General features: G+C 69.7%; 17 protein-coding genes and 3 riboswitches. Of the genes, 7 read left to right on the top strand and 10 right to left on the bottom strand.

The features are described 5' to 3' along the window. Nucleotides 1-79: 79 nt before the first annotated feature. From ODE13_RS07830 to ODE13_RS07800, 7 genes are read right to left on the bottom strand one after another with little or no spacing between them, the layout of a single operon-like run. On the bottom strand, nt 80-1,474 hold the full coding sequence (locus tag ODE13_RS07830; protein WP_322478769.1) for an LLM class flavin-dependent oxidoreductase: 1,395 nt from the start codon (nt 1,472-1,474) through the stop codon (nt 80-82). After that, nucleotides 1,471-2,763 (bottom strand): acyl-CoA dehydrogenase family protein, encoded by a 1,293-nt coding sequence (locus ODE13_RS07825; RefSeq protein WP_322478768.1) that lies wholly within the window; start codon nt 2,761-2,763, stop codon nt 1,471-1,473. Before ODE13_RS07825 ends, ODE13_RS07830 begins: the two co-directional genes overlap by 4 nt. Further along, the gene (locus ODE13_RS07820; protein ID WP_322478767.1) at nt 2,760-3,686 is read right to left on the bottom strand and encodes a MetQ/NlpA family ABC transporter substrate-binding protein; all 927 of its coding nucleotides are present in this window, start codon (nt 3,684-3,686) and stop codon (nt 2,760-2,762) included. The genes ODE13_RS07825 and ODE13_RS07820 overlap by 4 nt, the downstream gene beginning before the upstream one ends. Next, nucleotides 3,683-4,582 (bottom strand): MetQ/NlpA family ABC transporter substrate-binding protein, encoded by a 900-nt coding sequence (locus ODE13_RS07815; RefSeq protein WP_322478766.1) that lies wholly within the window; start codon nt 4,580-4,582, stop codon nt 3,683-3,685. Before ODE13_RS07815 ends, ODE13_RS07820 begins: the two co-directional genes overlap by 4 nt. Further along, the gene (locus ODE13_RS07810) at nt 4,579-5,535 is read right to left on the bottom strand and encodes a MetQ/NlpA family ABC transporter substrate-binding protein (protein WP_322478765.1); all 957 of its coding nucleotides are present in this window, start codon (nt 5,533-5,535) and stop codon (nt 4,579-4,581) included. Before ODE13_RS07810 ends, ODE13_RS07815 begins: the two co-directional genes overlap by 4 nt. A gap of 60 nt (nt 5,536-5,595) precedes the next feature. Beyond that, nucleotides 5,596-6,258 carry a methionine ABC transporter permease gene (locus ODE13_RS07805; RefSeq protein WP_179541762.1) on the bottom strand — a complete coding sequence of 221 codons (663 nt, stop codon included), beginning with the start codon at nt 6,256-6,258 and terminating at the stop codon, nt 5,596-5,598. Further along, a complete protein-coding gene (locus tag ODE13_RS07800) occupies nt 6,258-7,190 on the bottom strand; it encodes a methionine ABC transporter ATP-binding protein (RefSeq protein ID WP_322478764.1) in 933 nt (310 codons plus the stop codon). Before ODE13_RS07800 ends, ODE13_RS07805 begins: the two co-directional genes overlap by 1 nt. Nucleotides 7,191-7,197: 7 nt before the next feature. Continuing rightward, nucleotides 7,198-7,312, bottom strand: a riboswitch (SAM riboswitch). 202 nt (nt 7,313-7,514) lie between these two features. Then, nucleotides 7,515-7,631: riboswitch (SAM riboswitch) on the top strand. A 10-nt stretch (nt 7,632-7,641) separates the two neighbouring features. Between ODE13_RS07800 and ODE13_RS07795 the strand changes: the two genes are divergently transcribed. The 7 genes from ODE13_RS07795 to ODE13_RS07765 all read left to right on the top strand — a co-directional run bounded on the left by ODE13_RS07795 (nt 7,642) and on the right by ODE13_RS07765 (nt 15,609). Further along, entirely contained in the window at nt 7,642-8,247 is a 606-nt protein-coding gene (locus ODE13_RS07795; RefSeq protein ID WP_322478763.1) for a flavin reductase family protein, read from the top strand. A gap of 121 nt (nt 8,248-8,368) precedes the next feature. Beyond that, a riboswitch (SAM riboswitch) is annotated at nt 8,369-8,488 on the top strand. Between the two features lie 10 nt (nt 8,489-8,498). Beyond that, entirely contained in the window at nt 8,499-9,371 is an 873-nt protein-coding gene (locus tag ODE13_RS07790) for an ABC transporter ATP-binding protein (protein ID WP_322478762.1), read from the top strand. 146 nt (nt 9,372-9,517) lie between these two features. Beyond that, nucleotides 9,518-10,609, top strand: a complete 1,092-nt coding sequence (locus ODE13_RS07785; protein ID WP_322478761.1) for an aliphatic sulfonate ABC transporter substrate-binding protein — start codon at nt 9,518-9,520, stop codon at nt 10,607-10,609. Next, a complete protein-coding gene (locus ODE13_RS07780) occupies nt 10,609-11,520 on the top strand; it encodes an ABC transporter permease (RefSeq protein ID WP_322478760.1) in 912 nt (303 codons plus the stop codon). Before ODE13_RS07785 ends, ODE13_RS07780 begins: the two co-directional genes overlap by 1 nt. 83 nt (nt 11,521-11,603) lie before the next feature. Further along, on the top strand, nt 11,604-13,694 hold the full coding sequence (acs, locus tag ODE13_RS07775; RefSeq protein WP_322478759.1) for an acetate--CoA ligase: 2,091 nt from the start codon (nt 11,604-11,606) through the stop codon (nt 13,692-13,694). Continuing rightward, nucleotides 13,691-15,064, top strand: coding sequence for an O-acetylhomoserine aminocarboxypropyltransferase/cysteine synthase family protein (locus tag ODE13_RS07770; protein WP_322478758.1), 1,374 nt, complete (start codon nt 13,691-13,693; stop codon nt 15,062-15,064). The genes acs and ODE13_RS07770 overlap by 4 nt, the downstream gene beginning before the upstream one ends. Next, nucleotides 15,064-15,609 carry a CoA-binding protein gene (locus ODE13_RS07765; protein ID WP_322478757.1) on the top strand — a complete coding sequence of 182 codons (546 nt, stop codon included), beginning with the start codon at nt 15,064-15,066 and terminating at the stop codon, nt 15,607-15,609. Before ODE13_RS07770 ends, ODE13_RS07765 begins: the two co-directional genes overlap by 1 nt. A gap of 19 nt (nt 15,610-15,628) precedes the next feature. Here ODE13_RS07765 and ODE13_RS07760 read toward each other — a convergent pair whose 3' ends face one another. The 3 genes from ODE13_RS07760 to ODE13_RS07750 are packed head-to-tail and all read right to left on the bottom strand — an operon-like array spanning nt 15,629 to nt 19,709. Further along, nucleotides 15,629-16,822, bottom strand: a complete 1,194-nt coding sequence (locus ODE13_RS07760; RefSeq protein WP_322478756.1) for a hypothetical protein — start codon at nt 16,820-16,822, stop codon at nt 15,629-15,631. A gap of 26 nt (nt 16,823-16,848) precedes the next feature. Continuing rightward, nucleotides 16,849-18,330: a Wzz/FepE/Etk N-terminal domain-containing protein gene (locus tag ODE13_RS07755; RefSeq protein ID WP_322478755.1), complete on the bottom strand. Its 1,482-nt coding sequence runs from the start codon at nt 18,328-18,330 to the stop codon at nt 16,849-16,851. Then, entirely contained in the window at nt 18,327-19,709 is a 1,383-nt protein-coding gene (locus tag ODE13_RS07750; protein ID WP_322478754.1) for a HEPN domain-containing protein, read from the bottom strand. The genes ODE13_RS07755 and ODE13_RS07750 overlap by 4 nt, the downstream gene beginning before the upstream one ends. Nucleotides 19,710-19,804: the final 95 nt, after the last annotated feature.

Genomic DNA, 19,804 nt, shown 5'->3' with positions numbered 1-19,804 from the left:
AGGCTCCCGACGCCGGCCACGCGGCCATGCCCAGTGAAACCACGGGGCCGACGTCGGGAGAGTCTCTGTGGTGCTCGGCTCAGCGGGCGAGCGCCTCTCCGGCCGGGGTCGCAGCCGGGATCACAGCCCGGCGCGCCGGGTGGTCCTCGGCCAGGTGAGGCCCGGCCCCGCCGAGCTGCTCGCGCAGCGTCACCGGCTCGTGCGGCCGTTCGGCCAGCAGCCCGCGACGGTGCAGCTCGGGGGTGACCAGATCCCGGAAGCGTTCGAAGTCGGCCGGTCGCACTGCGGCGGAGACGTTGAACCCGTCCACTCCGGTGATCTGCTGCCAGCGTTCGAGCTCGTCGACCACCTGGGTCGGATCCCCGACGATCAGCGGCCCGCGGCCACCGATGGAGATGAACTCCGCGGCGTCCCGGACGGTCCACCGCTGGGTGGGGTCCTTGGTGAACATGGCCAGCGCGGACTGGTTGGCCTCGGTCTGCACGTCGGCGATGACGTCGTCCTCCTGAAGCCCGGAGAGGTCGACGCCGGTCCAGCCGCCGAAGAGCGTGAGCGCGGCCTCGGTGTCCACGTGCTCGCGATACTCCTGGAGCCGGTCCTGAGCCTGGTCCTCGGTCTCGGCGACCACGATGGTCACCATGGCGAAGAACTGCACGGACTCCGGGTCTCGACCGGCCGCCGCGAGGGCCTCACGCGTGGCGGTGACCTGCTGGGCCAGCTTCTCCGGACGGGAGCTGATGACGAAGATCGCCTCGGCGTGGTCCACCGCGAACTGCTGGCCGCGGGACGAGGAGCCGGCCTGGAACAGCAGCGGGGTGCGCTGCGGCCCCGGGTGGGTGAGCATCTCCCCGGGCACCGAGAACCAGCGGCCCTCGTGCGCCACCGGGTGCACCTTCTCCGGGTCCACGAACACTCCCCGCTCGGCGTCGGCGACGACGGCGTCGTCCTCCACCGAGTGCTCGAAGAGCCGGTACATGACCTCCATGTACTCGTCGGCGCGGTCGTAGCGCTCGTCATGCGGGATCTGCCCCTGCATCCCGAGGTTCCGGGCCGCGGAGTCCTGGTAGCTTGTGACGATGTTCCAGGCGATCCGTCCGCCGGTGAGGTGATCGAGGGTGGCGAAGCGCCGGGCCAGCAGGTACGGCGCCTCGTAGGTCACCGAGGCTGTGACCCCGAAGCCCAGGTGGGTGGTGGCCGCTGCGAGTGCGGGGACGATCACCTGCGGGTCCAGCAGCGGGTACTGCACTCCCCCGCGGGCTGCGGCCTCGGCGCTGTCGCCGTAGACGTCATAGATCCCGGGCACGTCGGCCAGGAACAGGCAGGAGAAGCCGGCGTCCTCCACCGTGCGGGAGAGCTCGGTCCAGTACTCGAGGGTGTCGAACTGGGTGATGCGCGAGTCCGGGTGGCGCCACAGCCCCGGCGATTGGTGGACGGGGACGAGCATGTCGAAGGCGTTGAAGATCATAGTGTTCATCGTCGTGCCCCCGTGGCCTCACCGATCGCGTTGAGCCCTTCGGGCAGGGTTCCGTTGATCTCCCAGTCCCCGATGGACCGGGCACGGAAGACGATGGGGTTGTGGGTGGCGATGGTCTGGGCGTTGCGCCAGTGCCGGTCCAGGGCTTTGGTGCGCAGGGTGGCCGAGGCGCCGACGGTCTGGAACAGCTCCTGGGTCACCCCGATGACGATCTCCGGGACGGTGACCTGGGCCTGCTCCACGGCGATCTCAGCCGCATAGACGGCCTGCGGCAGCTCGTCCTCGAAGGCTGCCTCATGGGTACCCACGGCGAAGCCCGCTTCCAGAGAGCGGTCATGGATCCGGGCGACCTCCAGCACGGTGGCCTCCGCGGCGAAGGCCTTGGCGGACATCGTGCCGATGATCTGCTGGATCAGCGGGTCCTCGCGGAACAGCTGCCCGGAGCCGGAGGTGTTGAAGGTCCGGGTCCGCTTGGCCACCAGCGCGACGGCGTCGGCGACGGCGGCACGGGCGATGCCCACCTGCACGGCGAGCAGGTACAGCTGGAAGAAGGCGGCCTCATGGATCGCTTCGTGGGAGCCGGGCACCCGGTCCAACACCGCGACGTCCTCGACCGGAGTCCCGTGGAACCGGGTGGTGCCGGTGCCGGTGAGCTTCTGCCCGAAGCCGTCCCAGTCGTCGATGATCTCCACACCCTCCGCGTCGGTCGCGACGACGGCGAACCGGCGGCCCTCCTGACCGGCCCGGGAGGCGGAGACCCGCGTGTAGTCGGAGAAGATGGTGCCGGTGGAGTAGAACTTCTCCCCGTCGAGGCGCCAGCAGCCGTCGTCGTCCTGGGTGAGCACCGTGTTCAGCGTCCCCAGGGCGTTGCCGCCCTTCTCGGTGGAGGCGTTGCCCACCGTGCCGCCGGCCAAGACGCGTGGATACCAGGCCTGCTGGATCTCGGCGGGCTGGAAGCGCAGAGAGTCCACGAAGCCGAAGTGTCCGCGGTAGAGGTGTGCCACGTTGGAGTCCGCCGCCGCCAGGCGGATCACCTGCCGGACCAGGTCCTCCACGGTGCCACCGGGCCCGCCGAACTCTCGCGGGACCCGCAGCGCCCCGAAGCGGGCCTCATCGAGCTGTCGGACGGGCTCGAAGGGCAGCTCGCGCTCCAGCTCGCGGTGGACCGTGCCGGCGGCGATGGTCTGCAGCAGCTGATCGGTCAGCTCGGCGCCGGGCAGCGCGGCCTCACGGGCCGCGGGTCCGGTGTGGGTGATGGTGTCGGTGGTGGTGTCGTTGGTGGTGCTCATCGGCTGTTCACGTCCTCCCAGGCGGAGTGGATGTCGCGGTCGAAGGCGGGGGTGAGGATCCCGTCCAGGTAGTCGCCGTACCAGGCGGCGATCTCCTCGTCGTGGAAGGCGCTGGTCAGCGCCTCGAGCTTCTCAGGCTCCTCCTCGGCGAAGCCAGGGCGGGCGCAGACCGCCAGGGCGAAGGGCAGCGCCTCCTCGGAGGACTCCATGATGAGGACCTCCTCGGGCATGACGTTCACCTCGGCGAGCAGCCGGGCGAAGCCGAACACGGCGTCCACGTCCGGGTAGATCTGCCCGACCGACTGCTGGTCCACCTCCACGAACTCCAGGTCCAGCGGGTTGGCGGTGATGTCATGCACCGAGAGGGCGGCCACATGCGTGGACTCGTCGATCTCGATGAGTCCCCCGCGGGCCAGCAGCCGGATGCCCCGGCCGTTCGTCGCGGTGTCCACCGGCAGCGCGATGCGCGCTCCGGCAGGGATGTCCTCGAGGGTGTCGTGGAAGGCCGAGTAGATCCCGGAGGGCTGTTCGAACATGAAGAACAGCGGCTGGATGTCGAGGTCGTTGTCCTCGTTGAACTGCCGCAGGTAGCTGATGTTCTGGAAGAAGTTCACGTCGTACTCGCCGTTGCTCACCGCATGGTTGGGCTGGATGATGTCGGTGACGTAGGTGACCGAGACGTCCCAGCCGTCCTGCTCCAGGATCTGCTCAGCGAGCTTCGTCGGCTCCTGGAACGGCGCGGACTCGGTGACGATCAGCCGCAGGGGGCGGTCGTTCCCGAGTGCGCCGGCGATCCCGCAGCCGGAGGTGAGACTCCCGACGCCGGCCAGGGCGGCCATGCCCAGTGAACCGCTCAGCAGCCGGCGCCGGGAGAGTCTGGTGTCCCCGTCCCCCGTCGGGGTCCGGGTGGGGCGGTCACTCATCCGGCCAGCTCCGCCCAGGCCTCATCGACATCGACGTCGAAGGCGGGGTCGAGCACGCCGTCGAGGTAGTCAGCGAACCAGTCGCGGACCTCCTCGAATTGGTAGGCCCGTTCGAGCGCCTCGGCGGCCTCCGTGCCGGCGAAGTCCGGGGCGGCGGCGACCACACAGGTGAAGGGCAGCGCCACGTCCTCGTCTTCTAGCGCGAGGGTGTCCTCGGGCCCGAGGCCGATCTCGGAGGCCAGCCGCAGGAAGGCGAAGGCGGCGTCGACGTCCTCGATGCTCTGCGCCACGGACTGCTGGTCGACCTCCACGAACTCGAAGTCGTGCGGGTTGTCCTGGATGTCCCGCTGGGAGAGTTCGGTGACGGCGACCGACTCGTCGATCTCCAGCAGGCCCGCGTCCGCGAGGAGCTTCAGTCCGCGCCCGTTGTTGGCCGTGTCCACCGGCAGGGCGATCTGGGCTCCGTCGGGCAGGTCGGTCAGCTCCTCATGCTGGGTGGAGAACAGCCCGCCGGGGGCCTCGTAGACGGCGAAGACCGGTTCGATGTCCAGTCCGTGGTCGGCATTGAACTGGTTCAGGTAGGCGAAGTTCTGGAAGAAGTTGGCGTCGTACTCCCCCTGGGCCACCACCTGGTTGGGCTGGATGATGTCGGTGACGTAGGTGGTCTCCAGCTCCCAGCCTTCCTCGGCCAGCAGCTCCTTGGCGATCTCGGTGGGCTCCTGGAAGGGCGCCGACTCGGTGACGATGATGCTGATGGTGCGGTCCTCCTCGCCGCCGTCGGCCAGTCCGCAGGAGGTGAGGCTCCCGACGGCGGCCAGCACGGCGATGCCCAGTGCACCGTGCCGGGCCCGCCGTCGGGAGGGAGCGGGGGTCCGGGAGATCGGGTCGTGGCTCATGCGGAGAAGTCCTCCCAGACGGCGTCGACAGAGTCGACGGTGAAGTCATCGGTGAAGTCCAGGGATCCCTCGAGGTACTCGTCGAACCAATGCTGGACCTCCGCGGACTGGAAGGCCTCCTGCAGGGCGGCGGCCTTCTCCGTGTCCCGGAAGCCGGGCGCCCCGGCGACCACGCAGGTGAAGGGGATGCGGACGTCGTCGTCCTGCTCCAGGATCAGCGCGGTCTCGTCGACGTCGTGACCAGCCTCGGCCACCAGCCGGGCGAAGGCGAAGCCGGCGTCGACGTCGGGCAGGGTCTGGGAGGTGGACTGCTGGTCCACCTCGATGAACTCGAAGTCCTTCGGGTTGGCCGTGATGTCCCGCTGGGAGAGCTCGGTGACGTCCTTGGAGTCGTCGATCTCGATGGCGCCGGCGTCGGCGAGCAGCTTGATCCCGCGGCCGTTGTTGGCGGTGTCCACGGCCAGCGCGATCTGGGCGCCCTCGGGCAGATCCTCGATGCTGTCATGCTGCAGCGAGAAGATGCCGCTGGGCGCGTAGTAGACGGAGAAGGCCGGTTCGACGTCGGTGCCGTTGTCCTCGTTGAACTGGCGCAGATAGGCCAAGTGCTGGAAGAAGTTGGCGTCGAACTCACCCTGGGCCACGACCTGGTTGGGCTGGATGATGTCGGTGACGTAGGTGGTCTCCAGGGTCCAGCCGTCCTCGGCGAGGATGTCCTTCACGATCTCGGTGGGGTCCTGGAAGGGTGCCGACTCGGTGACGATCATGCTGATCGTCCGGTCATCCTCTCCGACGGCCTCGGCGAGTCCGCAGGAGGTCAGGGCGAAGGTCCCGACGGCGGCGAGGCCGCTGAGCAGCAGGCTGCGGCGGGCGAGGCCGGAGGAGGCCAGGGAGCCGGAGCTGGTGATCGATCCGGACACTCCGGGAGATCCGAAGGTCGTCAGTGTGCTGGGCATCGTGGAGTCTTTCATCTCAGAGGTGCAGGTGTTCTGCGGAGGAATGGGACAGGGGCGCCGTCAGGCGCGCTTGTCGGTCAGCCGCGCGACGCGGGTGCCGCTGAACTGGACGAAGGTGACCAGGGCGATCATCAGCACGATGGCGACCATCATCACGGCGGTCTCGTAGCGGTAGTAGCCGTAGCGGATGGCGAAGTCGCCGATGCCTCCGCCGCCGACCAGCCCGACCATGGCCGAGTAGGAGATGAAGCTGACGGTGGTGATGGTGATCGAGCCGATGATCGCCGGCTTGGCGTCGACCAGCAGCACGTTGCGGATGATCTGGCCGCGCGTGGCTCCCATGGCACGGGAGGCCTCCACGGCCCCGGAGCCGAGCTGAGTGATGTTCTGCTCCACCAGCCGGGCGAAGTACGGGATGGCGTTGATGGTCAGCGGGACGATCGCCGCCGCGGTGCCCACGGTGGTGCCCACGATCAGCCGCGTGAAGGGGATGATCGCGATCAGCAGGATCAGGAACGGGAAGGACCGAACCATGTTGACGATTCCGCTGACCACCGCGTGGGTGCGCGGCGTCGGGGCGATACCGCCGGGAGCGTGGAGAAAGAGCCAGATCCCCAGCGGGGTGCCGAAGAGCACCGCCAGCGGGATGGCCACGCCGATCATGACGAAGGTCTCCAGCATGGCCTGGACCAGCTCGGGCTGCAGCTCGATGAGGCGTTCCATCAGCGGGGACCCCCTTCGGACGAGGCTGTCGCGGCGACCAGCCCGGAGGCGGTCCTGGCTTCCTGCCCGGACGCCGGCGGATCAGCGCCAGGTCCCTGGTCGGCACCTTGATCGGCGCCTGGGTCAGCAGCGGGCAGCTCGGAGCCGGCGCGCACGCCGCCGCCCCGACGGTCCACGGAGATCCCGTCGCTGACCAGGTAGCGACCGATGGAGGTCCGCGGGGCGAAGCCCTCACGCCGCAGCTCGGCGGCGTGGAACTGCTCGACCACTCGGCCGGACTCCATGACCGCAACGTGGTCGGCCAGGGCCTTGATGACCTCCATCTCATGGGTCACGATGACCACGGTGATGCCGAGCTCGCGGTTCACATCGGCGAGGTACTGCAGCACGGTGGCCGTGGTGATGGGGTCCAGGGCCGAGGTGGGCTCGTCGCAGAGCAGCACCTCCGGGCGGGTGGCCAGCGCGCGGGCGATGGCCACGCGCTGCTTCTGCCCGCCGGAGAGCTGTGCGGGGTAGACCTTCGCCTTCTCGGTGATGTCGACGATCTCCAGCGCCTCCGCGGCGCGCTCTCGACGCACCCTGCGGTCCCTCTCCCCCGCGAACTTCAGGGAGAGCTCCACGTTCTGCGCGACGGTCAGGTTGTTCACGAGGTTGAAGCCCTGGAAGATCATGCCGATCTGGTGACGAGCGCGGCGCAGCGCCTCGCCTCCGAGCCCGGTGAGCTCCGTGCCGCCCACGCGCACCTCCCCGGAGGTGGGGCGCTCGAGCAGGTTGATGTTGCGCAGCAGGGTGGACTTGCCGGCCCCGGAGAATCCGATGATGCCCTGGATGCTTCCGCGGGGGATCTCCAGGCTGACGTCGTCGACGGCATGGATGGGGTCCTTGCCCCGTGCGGCGGGGAAGGTCGTGGACACATGGCGCAGTGAGATCATCGGGCATTCTCCATCGTCTCTGGCGTTAGCACCGTTCCCCGGTCCGCGCCGTGATGGCGTGGCTGCTCGGGAGGTTGCTGCGACGTCGTCGAGCCAGATCTCTCAGTCGCTCTGGATGGTGTGGCGAGCACCAGACTACGCGCTGTCGATGAACACTCGTCAAATCTCATCGATAAGTTCATGTCACGAGGCGTAAGAATGTACGGACATCTGCGAGGTCACCGGATCTGCGACGGCGCGGGTCGCCGGTCCTGATGTCTCCATGTGTCACTCCCCGAACATCCCTTTGATCGTGCTGTGCTGCGCGCGTACCCTGGAGCGACGAAACCATCCCGAGCGGCCGAGAGATCTGGCTCGACGACGCCGCAGCAACCTTCGGATGTGCTCCGCCTCTCCCGGCGGACGCCTCAGAAAAGGTGCTACCGCCAGGGCCGATGGGAGTTGATCAGCCATGAGCACAGCACTGGCCACCGACGAGAGCCACCCGATCACCGTGGAGGCCGCCGTGCACCACACCACCGCCGACGCCGCAGCCCGCCGCGTGCCCACCAGCCTGGTCGGCATCGATCCGCTGGAGCTCCGTGAGGCCTTCGGCCACTTTCCCCAGGGGGTGGTCGTGGTGGCCGCAGAGGTGGACGGACGCCCTGAGGGCCTCGTCGCCTCCACGTTCACCGTCGGGGTGTCCCTGGAGCCGCCGCTGGTGACCGTGGCGGTGCAGCACAGCTCGACCACCTGGCCGAAGCTGGCCGGTGCCGGCGCCGAGCTGGGGATCTCCCTGGTAGGCCACGGGCAGTCCGCCCTGTGCCGGAAGATCGCCTCGAAGGACCGGGAGAACCGCTTCACCGGCCTCCGCGTGACCACCGGCGAGGGCGGTGCGGTCACCCTCGACGGCGCCCCGGTCACCTTCACCACCCGCATCCACGATCAGGTCCGCGCGGGTGATCACGACATCATCGTGCTCGAGCTGCTGGACCTCGCCGTGGAGGACCGGTCGCAGGCGCTGGTGTTCCATCAGAGCGAGTTCAAGGCCCTCGGTCCGCTCGACGCCGACGCCTGAGCCGCGGGCCGCACCGTGCCGCGCCTCTGCGGCTCCCCTCCTCCGGCGACGTCTCAGTGATGTCTCATACTGTGACATCGCCGTTGCCCAGGCGGCGCGGTTGTGCGTAGGGTTGAAACTGCCACCATCCCGAGCGGCTGAGAGATCTGGCTCGACGACGCCGCAGCAACCTTCGGATGTGCCGATCGGCCGTTTGTGCCCGGCGCATCAGAAAAGGTGCTACCGCCAGGATCGATGGGAGAGATATTCCTATGGGTTCCTCTGCACCCACACTCGCAGCACGCGAGTCTGACCTGCACACCTCGGCACACTCCGGCGGCACCGCCGTGCTGGACCGCCCCGCCGCCGCGCCCACCCACTCGCTGGACGTGCAGCTGCGTGGAGTGGGACGCAGCTTCGACGGCCGCACCGTGCTGCGCGACGTCGACCTGCACATCTCCCCCGGTGAGGTGGTCGCCATCCTGGGCGCCTCCGGCTGCGGGAAGTCCACCCTGCTGCGCGCCGTGGGCGGCCTCGACGCCGGCTTCTCCGGCGAGGTCGTCATCGACGGCGCCGGGGTGCACACCTATGACGAGCGGACCGCCGTCGGCTTCCAGGAGCCGCGCCTGCTGCCGTGGCGCTCGGTGCATCGCAACGTCTCACTGGGTCTGCCCCGCACGGTGTCCAAGGCGGAGGGCCGGGCCCGGGTGGACGAGCTGCTCGAGCTCGTCGGCCTGGCCGACCGTGCCCAGCTGCGCCCCCGGGAGATCTCCGGAGGGATGGCCCAACGCGCCTCGCTGGCCCGGGCCCTGGCCCGCCGCCCCGGAGTGCTGCTGCTCGACGAGCCCTTCGGCGCCCTGGACGCACTGACGCGCCTGAAGATGCAGGACCTGCTGCTCGACGTCCACGCCCAGACCGGCACCACGGTGCTGCTGGTGACCCACGACGTCGACGAGGCTCTGCAGCTCGCCGACCGCATCCTGCTGCTCGGCCCGGATCCCTCCGGCGTTGCCCGCGAGGGGGCCACCGTCTCGCGGCTGCTCACCGTTCCGGGCAGCCGCCCGCGAGATCGCGCCTCCGCCGAGCTGGCCGCCCTGCGCGGCGAGCTGCTCACCGGCCTCGGCGTCGACGCCCACGCCCACTGACCCCTGCCCCGAGCTCCGGGAGCCTCCGGAGATGACCCACGCTCGGCCGCACCAGTCCGGCCCCAGCCGGGTGGACCCTGCCGGGTCCGCCGGTCGGGAAGCGGACGGAGCGGCACCCGACACCGCACGAAAGGCCGCTTCATCACATGCCCAGTCTGACCAGCACCTCCCCCAGCCCTGCCCGCGCCACCATCGGCCGCACCTCCCGCGCTGCGGTCGCCGGCCTCGCCGTCACCCTGATGGCGGCCGGCTGCGTGGAGGGCGAGGGCTCCGGCGACGCCGCTGACGGCGAACTGGCGACCCTCAGCATCGACTTCGCCACCTACAACCCGCTCAGCCTGGTGATGATGGAGCACGGCTGGCTCGAGGAGGAGCTGGCTGATGCCGGCACCGAGGTCGAGTGGATCCAGTCCCACGGCTCCAACGACGCCAACGAGAAGCTGCGCGCCCAGGCCATCGACATCGGATCCACCGCCGGCTCTGCGGCGCTGCTGGCCCGGGCCAACGGCACCGAGATCCACACGATCCTCGTCGAGAACCAGCCCGAGTGGGCCGCGCTGGTCACCTCGCCGGATTCCGGGATCTCCTCGGTCGAGGATCTGGACGGCGCTTCCGTGGCCGCGACGCTGGGCACCGACCCCTACTTCTTCCTCGTCCAATCCCTGCAGGAGGCCGGCCTGGAGATCAGCGACGTCGACGTCCAGAACCTCCAGCACGCCGACGGACGGTCCGCCCTGGGCAACGGGGACGTCGACGCCTGGGCCGGTCTGGACCCGATCATGGCCGGCGCAGAGGCCGACGGCGAGGAGCTCTTCTACCGGAACGTGGACTTCAACACCTACAGCGTCATCAACGCCACCGAGCCCTTCATCGAGGATCACCCTGAGGTCGCCCAGACCGTCGTGGACGTCTACGAGCAGGCTCGGCAGTGGGCGCTGGAGAACCCCGAGGAGACCGCGGAGATCCTCGCCGAGTACGGCAACATCGATCAGGAGGTGGCCGAGACGGTCATCCAGGAGCGCTCCAGCTTCGACGTCGACCCCGTCCCGGGCCAGGCCCAGCACGACGTGCTGGAAGAGGTCGGCCCCATCTTCCTGGACACCGGGGACGTCTCCACCCAGGAGAGCATCGACGAGGCGCTGGAGAGCCTGTTCCACCCGGAGTTCGCAGAGAATCGTGAGGCCACCGAGGCAGAGGGAGCCGAAGGCGAGGCGACCATCATCGAGGATGATGAGTGATGAGCCAGACCCTGCCCGATGATGCCCGGACCCGGACCGAGGCGGGCCGTTTCCAGGAGGAGGCGCCGGCACAGGTCGTCGGTGAGCGCGGCTCCTCGGCGCCCCGGCCGGTGACCGGCCCGGAGAGCCCCCGCGCAGGGGTCCCGGCTCGGGTGCGCCGGATCCCAGGCGGCCGGTTCCTGCTCGGCGCGCTGGTGCCGATCGCTCTGCTGGGTCTCTGGTACGGCGTCGCCGCGGCCGGGGTGTTCTCCGCCGTGCAGCTGCCGGCCCCGCAGACGGTGCTCAGCGCCGGGGCGGAGCTCTTCGAACGCGGCGAGCTCTACCAGCACATCGCGATCTCCGTGCAGCGTGTGCTGATCGGCTTCGGCATCGGCGCCGGCCTGGGCCTGGCGCTCGGCTCGGTGCTGGGGCTCTCCAAGGTCGCCGACACCCTGCTGCACCCCACCATCGGGGCGTTCCGCGCCGTCCCCTCGCTGGCATGGGTGCCGCTGCTGATCCTGTGGATGGGCATCTACGAGGACTCGAAGGTCACGCTGATCGCGATCGGCGCCTTCTTCCCGGTCTTCACCGCCGTGCATTCCGCGCTGCGCCATGTGGACCCGCACCTGGTGGAGGCCGGCCGCGCGTTCGGCTACCACGGACTGCGGCTGCTGGTCACCGTCCAGCTGCCTGCGGTGGTGCCCAGCGTGTTCTCCGGGCTCCGCCTGGCGCTGGCGCAGGCCTGGCTGTTCCTGGTGGCCGCCGAACTCATCGCCTCCTCCATGGGGCTGGGCTTCCTGCTGACCGATTCGCAGAACAACGGACGCACCGACCGGCTCCTGCTGGCGATCATCCTCCTGGCGGTGCTGGGCAAGCTCACCGACGCCCTGCTGGGCGTGGTGGAGAGGAAGGCGCTGAAGACATGGGCCTGAGCACCACTCCCCGCATCGAGCGGTCAATTCGGAGCGATATCGAGGCCTCAGACGCCTCAGAATCCCTCCGAATCGACCACTCGATGCCGCTGCACCCTCTGAACGCCGATGTGCACAGCTGGGCCGACCCGGCCACAGAGGCCGAACGGCTGAGCTTCTGGTCCCGGGCCGCCTCCCTGCTGGACTGGGAGACCCCCTGGCACACCACCCATTCCTGGACGGATCCGGACCCGGTCACCCGCCGCGGCCCGGACATCCGCTGGTTCGACGGCGGCACGCTCAACGCCGCCGTGAACTGTGTGGACCGACACGTCGACGCCGGGCGCGGAGACGTCGTCGCCCTGCATTTCGAAGGCGAGCCGGGGGACCGAGAAGACGTCACCTACGCCCAGCTGCAGCAGAAGGTGAACCAGGCGGCGAACGCGCTGACCACCCTCGGGGTGGGCCGCGGAGACCGAGTGGTGATCTACCTGCCGGTGCTGGTGGAGACTGTGGTCATCACCCTGGCCTGTGCCCGCATCGGGGCCGTCCATTCGCTGGTCTTCGGCGGATTCTCCGCCGAGGCGCTGCGCTTCCGGGTGGAGGACACCGGCGCCAAGCTGCTGGTCACCACCGATGGCCAGTTCCGCCGCGGGAAGGCCGTGCCGGTGAAGCAGCAGGCCGATGCGGCCGTGTCCGGGCTGTCTGCGGCAGAGGGCGGCAGCCTCGCCCATGTGCTGGTCATCCGTCGCACCGGCTCGGAGATCACCTGGACCGACGAAGACCTCGCCGGTGACGGGATCGGCCGGGACGTGTGGTGGCACGAGGTCGTTGAGACAGCCTCCACCGCGCACACCCCCGAGTTCTTCGAGGCCGAGCAGGACCTGTTCATCATGTACACCTCCGGCACCACGGGGAAGCCCAAGGGCCTGGTGCACACCACCGGCGGGTACCTGACCGGGGCGCTGTTCACCTACCTGCGGCTCTTCGCCCACCCTGATCCGGCCCGCCGGGCGCAGGACGTCCACTGGTGCACCGCCGACCTGGCCTGGGTCACCGCGCACACCTATGAGATCTATGGGCCGCTGGCCGCCGGCGCCACCCAGGTGATCTTCGAGGGCACTCCGAACACCCCGCATCCGGGCCGGCACTTCGAGATCATCCAGCGTCACCGGGTCACCACCTACTACACCGCGCCCACCCTGGTGCGCTCCCTGGTGGGATGGTTCCCCGAGGGCGTGCCGGAGGAGTACGACCTCTCCTCTCTGCGCCTGCTGGGCACCGTGGGCGAGGCCGTGAATCCGGAGGCCTGGACCTGGCTGCGCACCCAGCTCGGCCGCGACACCCTCGACGACGACGGCGCCCCAGCCGTCCCGATGGTGGACACCTGGTGGCAGTCGGAGTCCGGCTCCACAGTGCTCAGCCCTCGCCCGGAGGACAGCGGGCTCAAACCGGGCTGCGCGACGCGGGCGATGCCGGGAGTGTCGGTGGAGGTCGTTGACTCCGGGGGCCATCCCGTCGCGCAGGACGTCCAGGGTGAGATCGTGCTGACCAGCACGGGCCCTTCCATGGCACGCACCGTATGGGGCGACCCGGAGCGGTACTACACCTCCTACTGGGAGAAGCACGCCGCTCGAGGCTGGTTCCTCGCCGGCGACGGCGCCAAGCGTGACGCCGACGGCGACATCTGGATCCTGGGCCGCATCGATGACGTCATCAACATCTCCGGACACCGGCTCTCCACCATCGAGATCGAGTCCGCCCTGGTGGCCCACCCGGAGGTGGTGGAGGCGGGAGTGTGCCCCGTGCCCGACGCGACCACCGGACACGCCGCCGTCGCGTTCACGGTGCTCACCGGCCCCGCCCGTGCGCGGCTCACCGGGGAGGACGGCGTGGTGGACGCTGCGGCCGAAAGCGCGCTCCTGACCGCACTGCGCTCCCATGTGGGAGAGGTGATCGGCCCCGTGGCGAAACCGCGCACGGTGATCCCGGTGCCGGAGGTGCCGAAGACCCGCTCCGGGAAGATCATGCGCCGACTGCTGACCCAGCTGCATGAGGGCGATGCCCTCGGCGACACCACCAGCCTGCAGAACGAGCACTGCGTGCCGCAGATCGCACAGATCTGCCAGGAGCGCGACACCGCGGCTCCCCTGAACCATCCATCAACCCACCCCTCGACCCAGGAGCTTCCATGAGCGATCGACAGTTCGGGTTCCGCACCCGGGCCCTGCATGCCGGGGCCGTGCCGGATGCCGTCTACGGCAGCCGGGCGGTGCCGATCCACCAGTCCACCTCCTTCGTCTTCAAGGACACCGACGACGCCGCCAACCTTTTCGCGCTGCAGAAGTTCGGCAACATCTACTCCCGCATCGGCAACCCCACGGTGGCCGCCCTGGAGGAGCGCCTGGCCTCCTTGGAGGGTGGCATCGGGGCAGTGGCGACCGCCTCGGGAATGAGCGCGGAGTTCCTGGTCTTCGCGGCGCTGTGCGGCCAGGGCGACCACATCGTGGCCTCCTCGAAGCTCTACGGCGGCACGGTCACCCAGCTGGACGTCTCGCTGCGCCGTTTCGGCATCGAGACCACCTTCGTGGACTCGGACGAGGCGGAGGACTTCAAAGCCGCCCTGCAGGACAACACCAAGCTGATCTTCACCGAGGTCGTGGCCAACCCCAGCAGCGACGTCGTCGACCTGCCCGGCCTGGCCGGGGTGGCTCACGAGCACGGGGTCCCGCTGGTGGTGGACTCCACGCTGACCACCCCCTACCTGCTGCGCCCGATCGAGCACGGTGCGGACATCGTCACCCACTCGGTGACGAAGTTCCTCGGCGGACACGGCACCACCCTGGGCGGGGTCGTCGTGGAGTCGGGCACCTTCCCCTGGAACAACGGGAAGTTCCCGCAGATGACCGAGCCGGTGGAGTCCTACGGCGGGCTGTCCTGGTGGGGGAACTTTGCCGAGTACGGCTTCCTCACCAAGCTCCGCGCCGAGCAGCTGCGGGACTTCGGGCCCTCCCTGACCCCGCAGGCGGCGTTCCAGCTCATCCAGGGTGTGGAGACACTGCCGCAGCGCATGGAGGAGCACACGGCCAATGCGCAGAAGGTCGCCGAGTGGCTCGAGGCCGATGAGCGCGTGGAGTACGTCAACTACTCCGGGCTGCTCTCCCACCCGCATCACGAGCGGGCCAAGGACCTGCTGCCGCTGGGCACTGCCTCGGTGTTCAGCTTCGGGGTGAAGGGCGGCCGCGAGACAGGTGCCCGTTTCATCGAGGAGCTGCAGCTGGCCAGCCACCTGGCCAATGTGGGGGACGCCCGCACGTTGGTGCTGCACCCGGCCTCCACCACGCACCAGCAGCTCACCGAGGCTCAGCTGACCGCCGCCGGGATCCCGCAGGACCTGATCCGGATCTCGGTGGGCCTGGAGGACGTGGAGGACATCATCTGGGATCTGGACCAGGCGCTGGACCGTGCCCTGGCCGCCCAGCAGGACACCGAGCAGGAGACCCCGGCCCCCGTCCGCGCGGGAGCCGGTGCCAGCGGTGCGGCACACGACGGAGGCGAGGCCTGATGACCACCACCCCTGAGACACGCACGAACACGGAGACCACCGCCGGTGACGAGCACCCGCACGGGCTGTGGGAGGAGCCGGGCGCGGCACGGCGCCTGCAGCTGCTGCGCGCGGCGAAGTCCGTGGCGATCGTGGGCATGAGCGACAAGCCCGCCCGGGCCAGCTACTTCGTGGCCACCTACCTGACCTCGGACTCGTCCTACCAGCTGTACTACGTGAACCCCCGGATCACCGAGGTGCTGGGTGAGCCCGGCTACGCCTCGCTGCAGGATCTGCCGGAGGCTCCGGACATCGTGGTGGCCTTCCGCAAGCCGGCGGACCTGCCCGCCCTGGCCGAGGAGGCCGCCGCCGTGGGCGCCCAGACGCTGTGGGTGCAGCTGGGCATCCACTCCGCGGAGGCCATGCAGCGCGCCACGGACCTGGGGATCAACGCCGTGCAGGACCGGTGCATCAAGATCGAGCACGGCCGTTTCCACGGCAACCTGCACCTGGGCGGCTTCGACACCGGAGTGATCAGCGCCAAGCGTCAGCAGTTGGACGGCTGAGCACCGAGACGCCACACGCTCAGAACAGACGACGGCGGGGACCCGCCTCAGCACCGGAGACGCGGATCTCCGCGCCCGGGAGCCGGGACCGGGTCCTCGCCGTCGTCGTGTCTGCGGGTCTCCTCGCGGTGAGGATCGCCAGAAGGAACGGCAGCGCGACGTAGGGATTGTTGAACCCGCTGACCGAGAGGCTGTTGGTGAGGGCGATCGCCATCAGGGTGAGCGTGAGCAGAGCTGAGACGCCGGCGCGGCGCAGAAAGATCCAAGGCAGGACGAGGACCAGGACGGCTCCGAGGATCCCTGCGTCGAACATCAGCCGCAGGACGAAGGCATGCAGTATCACGGAGTAGCACGTGCCGTCCCCCTGGGCCGAGTACAGCACGTCGTAGTACGCCAGCTCCTCACAGGTCGCCGGATTGAGCGGAGTGAGCGGAGGCGTCCCCACCAGCCAGTTCAACGGCCCCCAGTGCTGCGTCTCCCGGAGGAAGAAGTCGAGGAACCGGACCCTGTCGATCACCTCCGACTCATCCGCGCGTTCCCGGAAGATCACCAGCGGGATCACCGCGACCACCGCCGGCACGGCCACGGACGCCAGGCGCAGGAAGACGTCCCTGGTCTCGGTGCTCAGCATCGCGTACAGCACGCACAGCACGTACGCCACCGCCCCGCTGCGCGATCCGGAGAGCACCGTGAGCAGACCCAGCAGCAGGAGCAGCCACAGACGCGAGCGGGGTGATCCGCGGTGGACGACGGCGGTCAGCCCGCTGAAGAGCGCGAGCTCGAAGTTGTTCTCCAGGAAGAGGCCGGGACGCTCGCCCGAGCCGTACATCACCCACGTCACGGCCGCCTTTGCCGTCGCCAGGGAGATGAGCCACCAGGTCAGCGTCGTCAGTCCGCCGGGACGTGTCCACCTCTGCCCGACCGCGACGGCCAGGGCCACCAGATACAGCAGCCAGCGGTAGGCCTGGAAGAAGTCCTCCCAGGCGGCGCCGGTGGCCCAGACCCCCATGATCCGTGTGTACGTGTAGATCGCCAGGATGCTGAGCGGGAGCAGCGTGGCGAGACGGCCGCGCCGGACCACGGCGACGATGAAGACGATGATCCACAGGTCCAGGAGCATCGTCATCGGAAGCGGGGAGAACTCACCCACGAAGAGGACGCTGATGGCCGCGCAGAGGATCAGCCCCCAGTGCAGGGACCGCTGCAGGCTCACCGGCAGGGCACCTTCCGGCCGGATCGTCATGTGCGCCGCCGGCGCGACCGGGCCCTCCGACCGAGGCGCCTCGCGGCCCGGCTGGACGGCGGACGTGATCCCACCACGATGGTCCCGGCGAGGGAGCGGGTCAGCCCCTCGAGCAAGTCCAGGGCACCGGACAGGTCGTCCATCAGCGTGTGTCCGGCGCGGACCACGAGCCAGGTGGCGTCGGCGTCGCCGGCCAGCCCGAGCCCTCGGGCATCGGCGGTCACCGGTGCCGCACTCAGGATCACCAGGTCGCAGGCCGCGCGGGCCCGGTCCAGCGTCTCCCGGGTGTGCAGGAGGTCATCTTCCAGCGTCCCGATCGGATGATCCAGGCTCATCACGTCGATCCCGGCTGCGGCGTTCCGCCGCCGTCCCCGCGACATCGGCGCCCGGCCGTTCACCGCGACCTCAGCGGCCCGCGAGAAGCCGGACCCTGCCCAGGCGTTGCCCCCGGAGGTCTCGATCAGCAAGACGCGGAAGCCGTCCTCGGCCGCCGAGCGAGCCAGCCGCTCCGCCACCTCGGCCGAGATCACCTCCGGATCCACCGAGGCCACCAACGTCACCGGCGCGGGCCCGTCGGCGCCTCTGCCTCCGGACCGGGCACGAAGCGCCTGCATCGGGGCGAGGATCCGCCTGACGGCGGGCGTCAAGGTGTCGCCGTCGTCGGCCCCCAGGTCCATCTCGAGCACGGGAAGCGACGAGGCGACCTGCACGTCGTGGCGGTCCCGCACTCGTCGATTGAGACTCTCCCGCAGGGCGGCGACACCGAGCCCCAACGCGGCCCCGCCTCCCAGCGCTCCCCCGAACACCATCAGCGGTTGCGGTGAGGTGGGGACCTCCGGGATCACGGCCGGCTGCATGATGCTGACCGAGATCAGGTCCTGGGGTGCGCCTTGCATCTCCTCGAGATCGCCGATGAACTCCACGAGGCTGTCCGTCAGGGCCTCGGTCCGCGCGGCCGAGACCTCCGGTGTGGAGGCCCGCACCGAAACCTCCAGCAGAGTGGTCCCCTCGACCACTGAAGCGTCGACGGAGTCCGCGAAGTCAGCCAGGGGCTCCTCGGCTCCCACCTGCTGCATGACCGGCTCCAGGACGACGGCGGTGCTCACCAGATCCGCGTAGCTGGCCACGATCTGCTCGGAGACCGAGCGTCCCAGCTGCAGCTGAGAGAGGTCGTCTCCGGTGGCGGTGGTCACGTAGATCCGAGCCGTGGAGGTGTACTCACGTGGTGCCAGGACGAAGAACGTGACGCCGACCAGCAGCCCCAGGATGAAGAGCGCGCAGGCGGATCTCCAGTATCGGCGCACCACGCGCAGCATGTCCCACACCGTCATCTGCGATTCCTCCTGCCGGGCGTGCCGGATCGTCGGGTCTGGGGATTCGCCGCTCCCGGGGGCGTGACGGCCGCCGAGTGCGAAGATCTCGTCTCTGGCGTCACGGTGCGGATCCGCATATGCCGGGGATGTGCTGGCGATGCTCATGGTGCTCTCCTCGCTGGCCTCTGGGGCCGGGTTCCGACGTCACGAGGGGTCGGGGTCTTCCCCCCGCGTGCTGGTGGCCGTCCCTGGGCGGGGTCGCCCCGGCCTCGCTCGGGCGTTCCCCGAGGTGTGGGCATGTCGTCCCGCAGGGCCAGGTGGCCGCGCAGTCGCTGCCGCCCCTCCACCGCGGGGATGCCCAGCTCGCGCAGCAGCGCCAGGACCACCACGCCGGCGGTCAGCTCCGCCATATGACGCAGCTCGGTCCGGGACCCGGAGTCAACCCGCCCGCTGTGCGTGAAAGTGCTCCGCAGCCTGGCCGCCTGCTCCGCCCATACGGCGGCGGTCACCTGGTGCGGCATGACCTCGTGGAAGCTGACACGGTCGGCAAGGTGCTCCAGCTTCCGCCGCAGGGTCGAGTCCTTGATCTCCCGGCGCCGCAGGCCGGAGGAGGTGGCGTAGAGCGCCTCCGCAGAGCCGAGCAGGACCAGCAGCGCAGCCTCTTGGAACTCCACGGGGAGCGCCCTGGCGGCCACCAGCATCGTCAACGAGGTGCGGTGCCGGATGCGCAGGACGCGCCAGGCCTCCAGCAGCTTCTCGAAGGGCCGCTGCTCGCTGGTGAACAGCGGTCCGCCGACGCGCGGGCGTGCCCGCTCTCCTGCCCCGAGATGCGTCCCCGGTGCGGAGCAGGTCACCCGGTAGTCGTCGAGGAGGCGACCGTCGTCGCCGTGGACCCTTGCCTCGAAGATGAGCGCGGGGGACGTCTCGAGCCAGGCGAAGGCCAGCAGATCAGTGACGGACCTCAGCTGCTCGAGGATCTCCGGCACAGAGGCCGCTCGGCTCGGCAGGATATGCAGCCGCATCACCGTCTCGGACTCCTCCACCCGCTCCACGAGGATCCGCGAGCGTCCTGCGTCCGAGGCTTGACCGGTGCCCACCGGGGGTGCGGAGTCGGAGACGTCCCCTCCCAGCGGAAGCGAGCCGGTCCAGGGCCCGGCACCCACCAGGACCTGCCCCACCTGGGAGCCGTCGAGACGCATCTCGGCCTCCTGCAGACGCCGATCTTCGGAACCCATGAGATGCGCTCCGATCAGGAGCACCTCGAGCTCGACGTGCAGGGTGCCGGCCTCCGTCTTGGCTTCACGGGTCCAGGCCGTGGCGGCCCGGCCGTCGAGGAGGCCATGGAGCACCGCCGGCGGGCGGCGCAGGGCGGCGATCATCGCCTGCGCGCTCTCCGGTGCGGACGCCTCCAGGGTCAGCCGAAGGCCCGCGGGGGGCGCTGCCTCACCGAGCAGCGCACCGGTGACCGCGCCGGACAACGCCGACCCTGGCGCTCCTGCCGGCCACCAGCAGCCGGCGGCCTCGCGGGATGAGTGTGGTGTCATGGGGTTCCCCTGATCGTCGTCACGTGGGTGGCCGGCCTGTCGGTCGGCGACTCTGAGCGTCGGTTCACCGGCGCGGGTCCTACGGTCCCTGCCGA

Origin of the sequence: Nesterenkonia sp. HG001 (assembly GCF_034438835.1) — a bacterium.
GTDB classification, from domain to species: domain Bacteria; phylum Actinomycetota; class Actinomycetes; order Actinomycetales; family Micrococcaceae; genus Nesterenkonia; species Nesterenkonia xinjiangensis.
Note: the sequence above shows the minus strand (reverse complement) of the source record. Positions and strands in the feature narration are given on the sequence as shown.

Excerpts from the sequence above, each read along its gene's own strand:
- ODE13_RS07830 (WP_322478769.1), bottom strand. The coding sequence starts at position 1,474 with ATGAACACTATGATCTTCAACGCCTTCGACATGCTCGTCCCCGTCCAC.
- ODE13_RS07825 (WP_322478768.1), bottom strand. The coding sequence starts at position 2,763 with ATGAGCACCACCAACGACACCACCACCGACACCATCACCCACACCGGA.
- ODE13_RS07820 (WP_322478767.1), bottom strand. The coding sequence starts at position 3,686 with ATGAGTGACCGCCCCACCCGGACCCCGACGGGGGACGGGGACACCAGA.
- ODE13_RS07815 (WP_322478766.1), bottom strand. The coding sequence starts at position 4,582 with ATGAGCCACGACCCGATCTCCCGGACCCCCGCTCCCTCCCGACGGCGG.
- ODE13_RS07810 (WP_322478765.1), bottom strand. The coding sequence starts at position 5,535 with ATGCCCAGCACACTGACGACCTTCGGATCTCCCGGAGTGTCCGGATCG.
- ODE13_RS07805 (WP_179541762.1), bottom strand. The coding sequence starts at position 6,258 with ATGGAACGCCTCATCGAGCTGCAGCCCGAGCTGGTCCAGGCCATGCTG.
- ODE13_RS07800 (WP_322478764.1), bottom strand. The coding sequence starts at position 7,190 with ATGATCTCACTGCGCCATGTGTCCACGACCTTCCCCGCCGCACGGGGC.
- ODE13_RS07795 (WP_322478763.1), top strand. The coding sequence starts at position 7,642 with ATGAGCACAGCACTGGCCACCGACGAGAGCCACCCGATCACCGTGGAG.
- ODE13_RS07790 (WP_322478762.1), top strand. The coding sequence starts at position 8,499 with ATGGGTTCCTCTGCACCCACACTCGCAGCACGCGAGTCTGACCTGCAC.
- ODE13_RS07785 (WP_322478761.1), top strand. The coding sequence starts at position 9,518 with ATGCCCAGTCTGACCAGCACCTCCCCCAGCCCTGCCCGCGCCACCATC.
- ODE13_RS07780 (WP_322478760.1), top strand. The coding sequence starts at position 10,609 with ATGAGCCAGACCCTGCCCGATGATGCCCGGACCCGGACCGAGGCGGGC.
- acs (WP_322478759.1), top strand. The coding sequence starts at position 11,604 with ATGCCGCTGCACCCTCTGAACGCCGATGTGCACAGCTGGGCCGACCCG.
- ODE13_RS07770 (WP_322478758.1), top strand. The coding sequence starts at position 13,691 with ATGAGCGATCGACAGTTCGGGTTCCGCACCCGGGCCCTGCATGCCGGG.
- ODE13_RS07765 (WP_322478757.1), top strand. The coding sequence starts at position 15,064 with ATGACCACCACCCCTGAGACACGCACGAACACGGAGACCACCGCCGGT.
- ODE13_RS07755 (WP_322478755.1), bottom strand. The coding sequence starts at position 18,330 with ATGAGCATCGCCAGCACATCCCCGGCATATGCGGATCCGCACCGTGAC.
- ODE13_RS07750 (WP_322478754.1), bottom strand. The coding sequence starts at position 19,709 with ATGACACCACACTCATCCCGCGAGGCCGCCGGCTGCTGGTGGCCGGCA.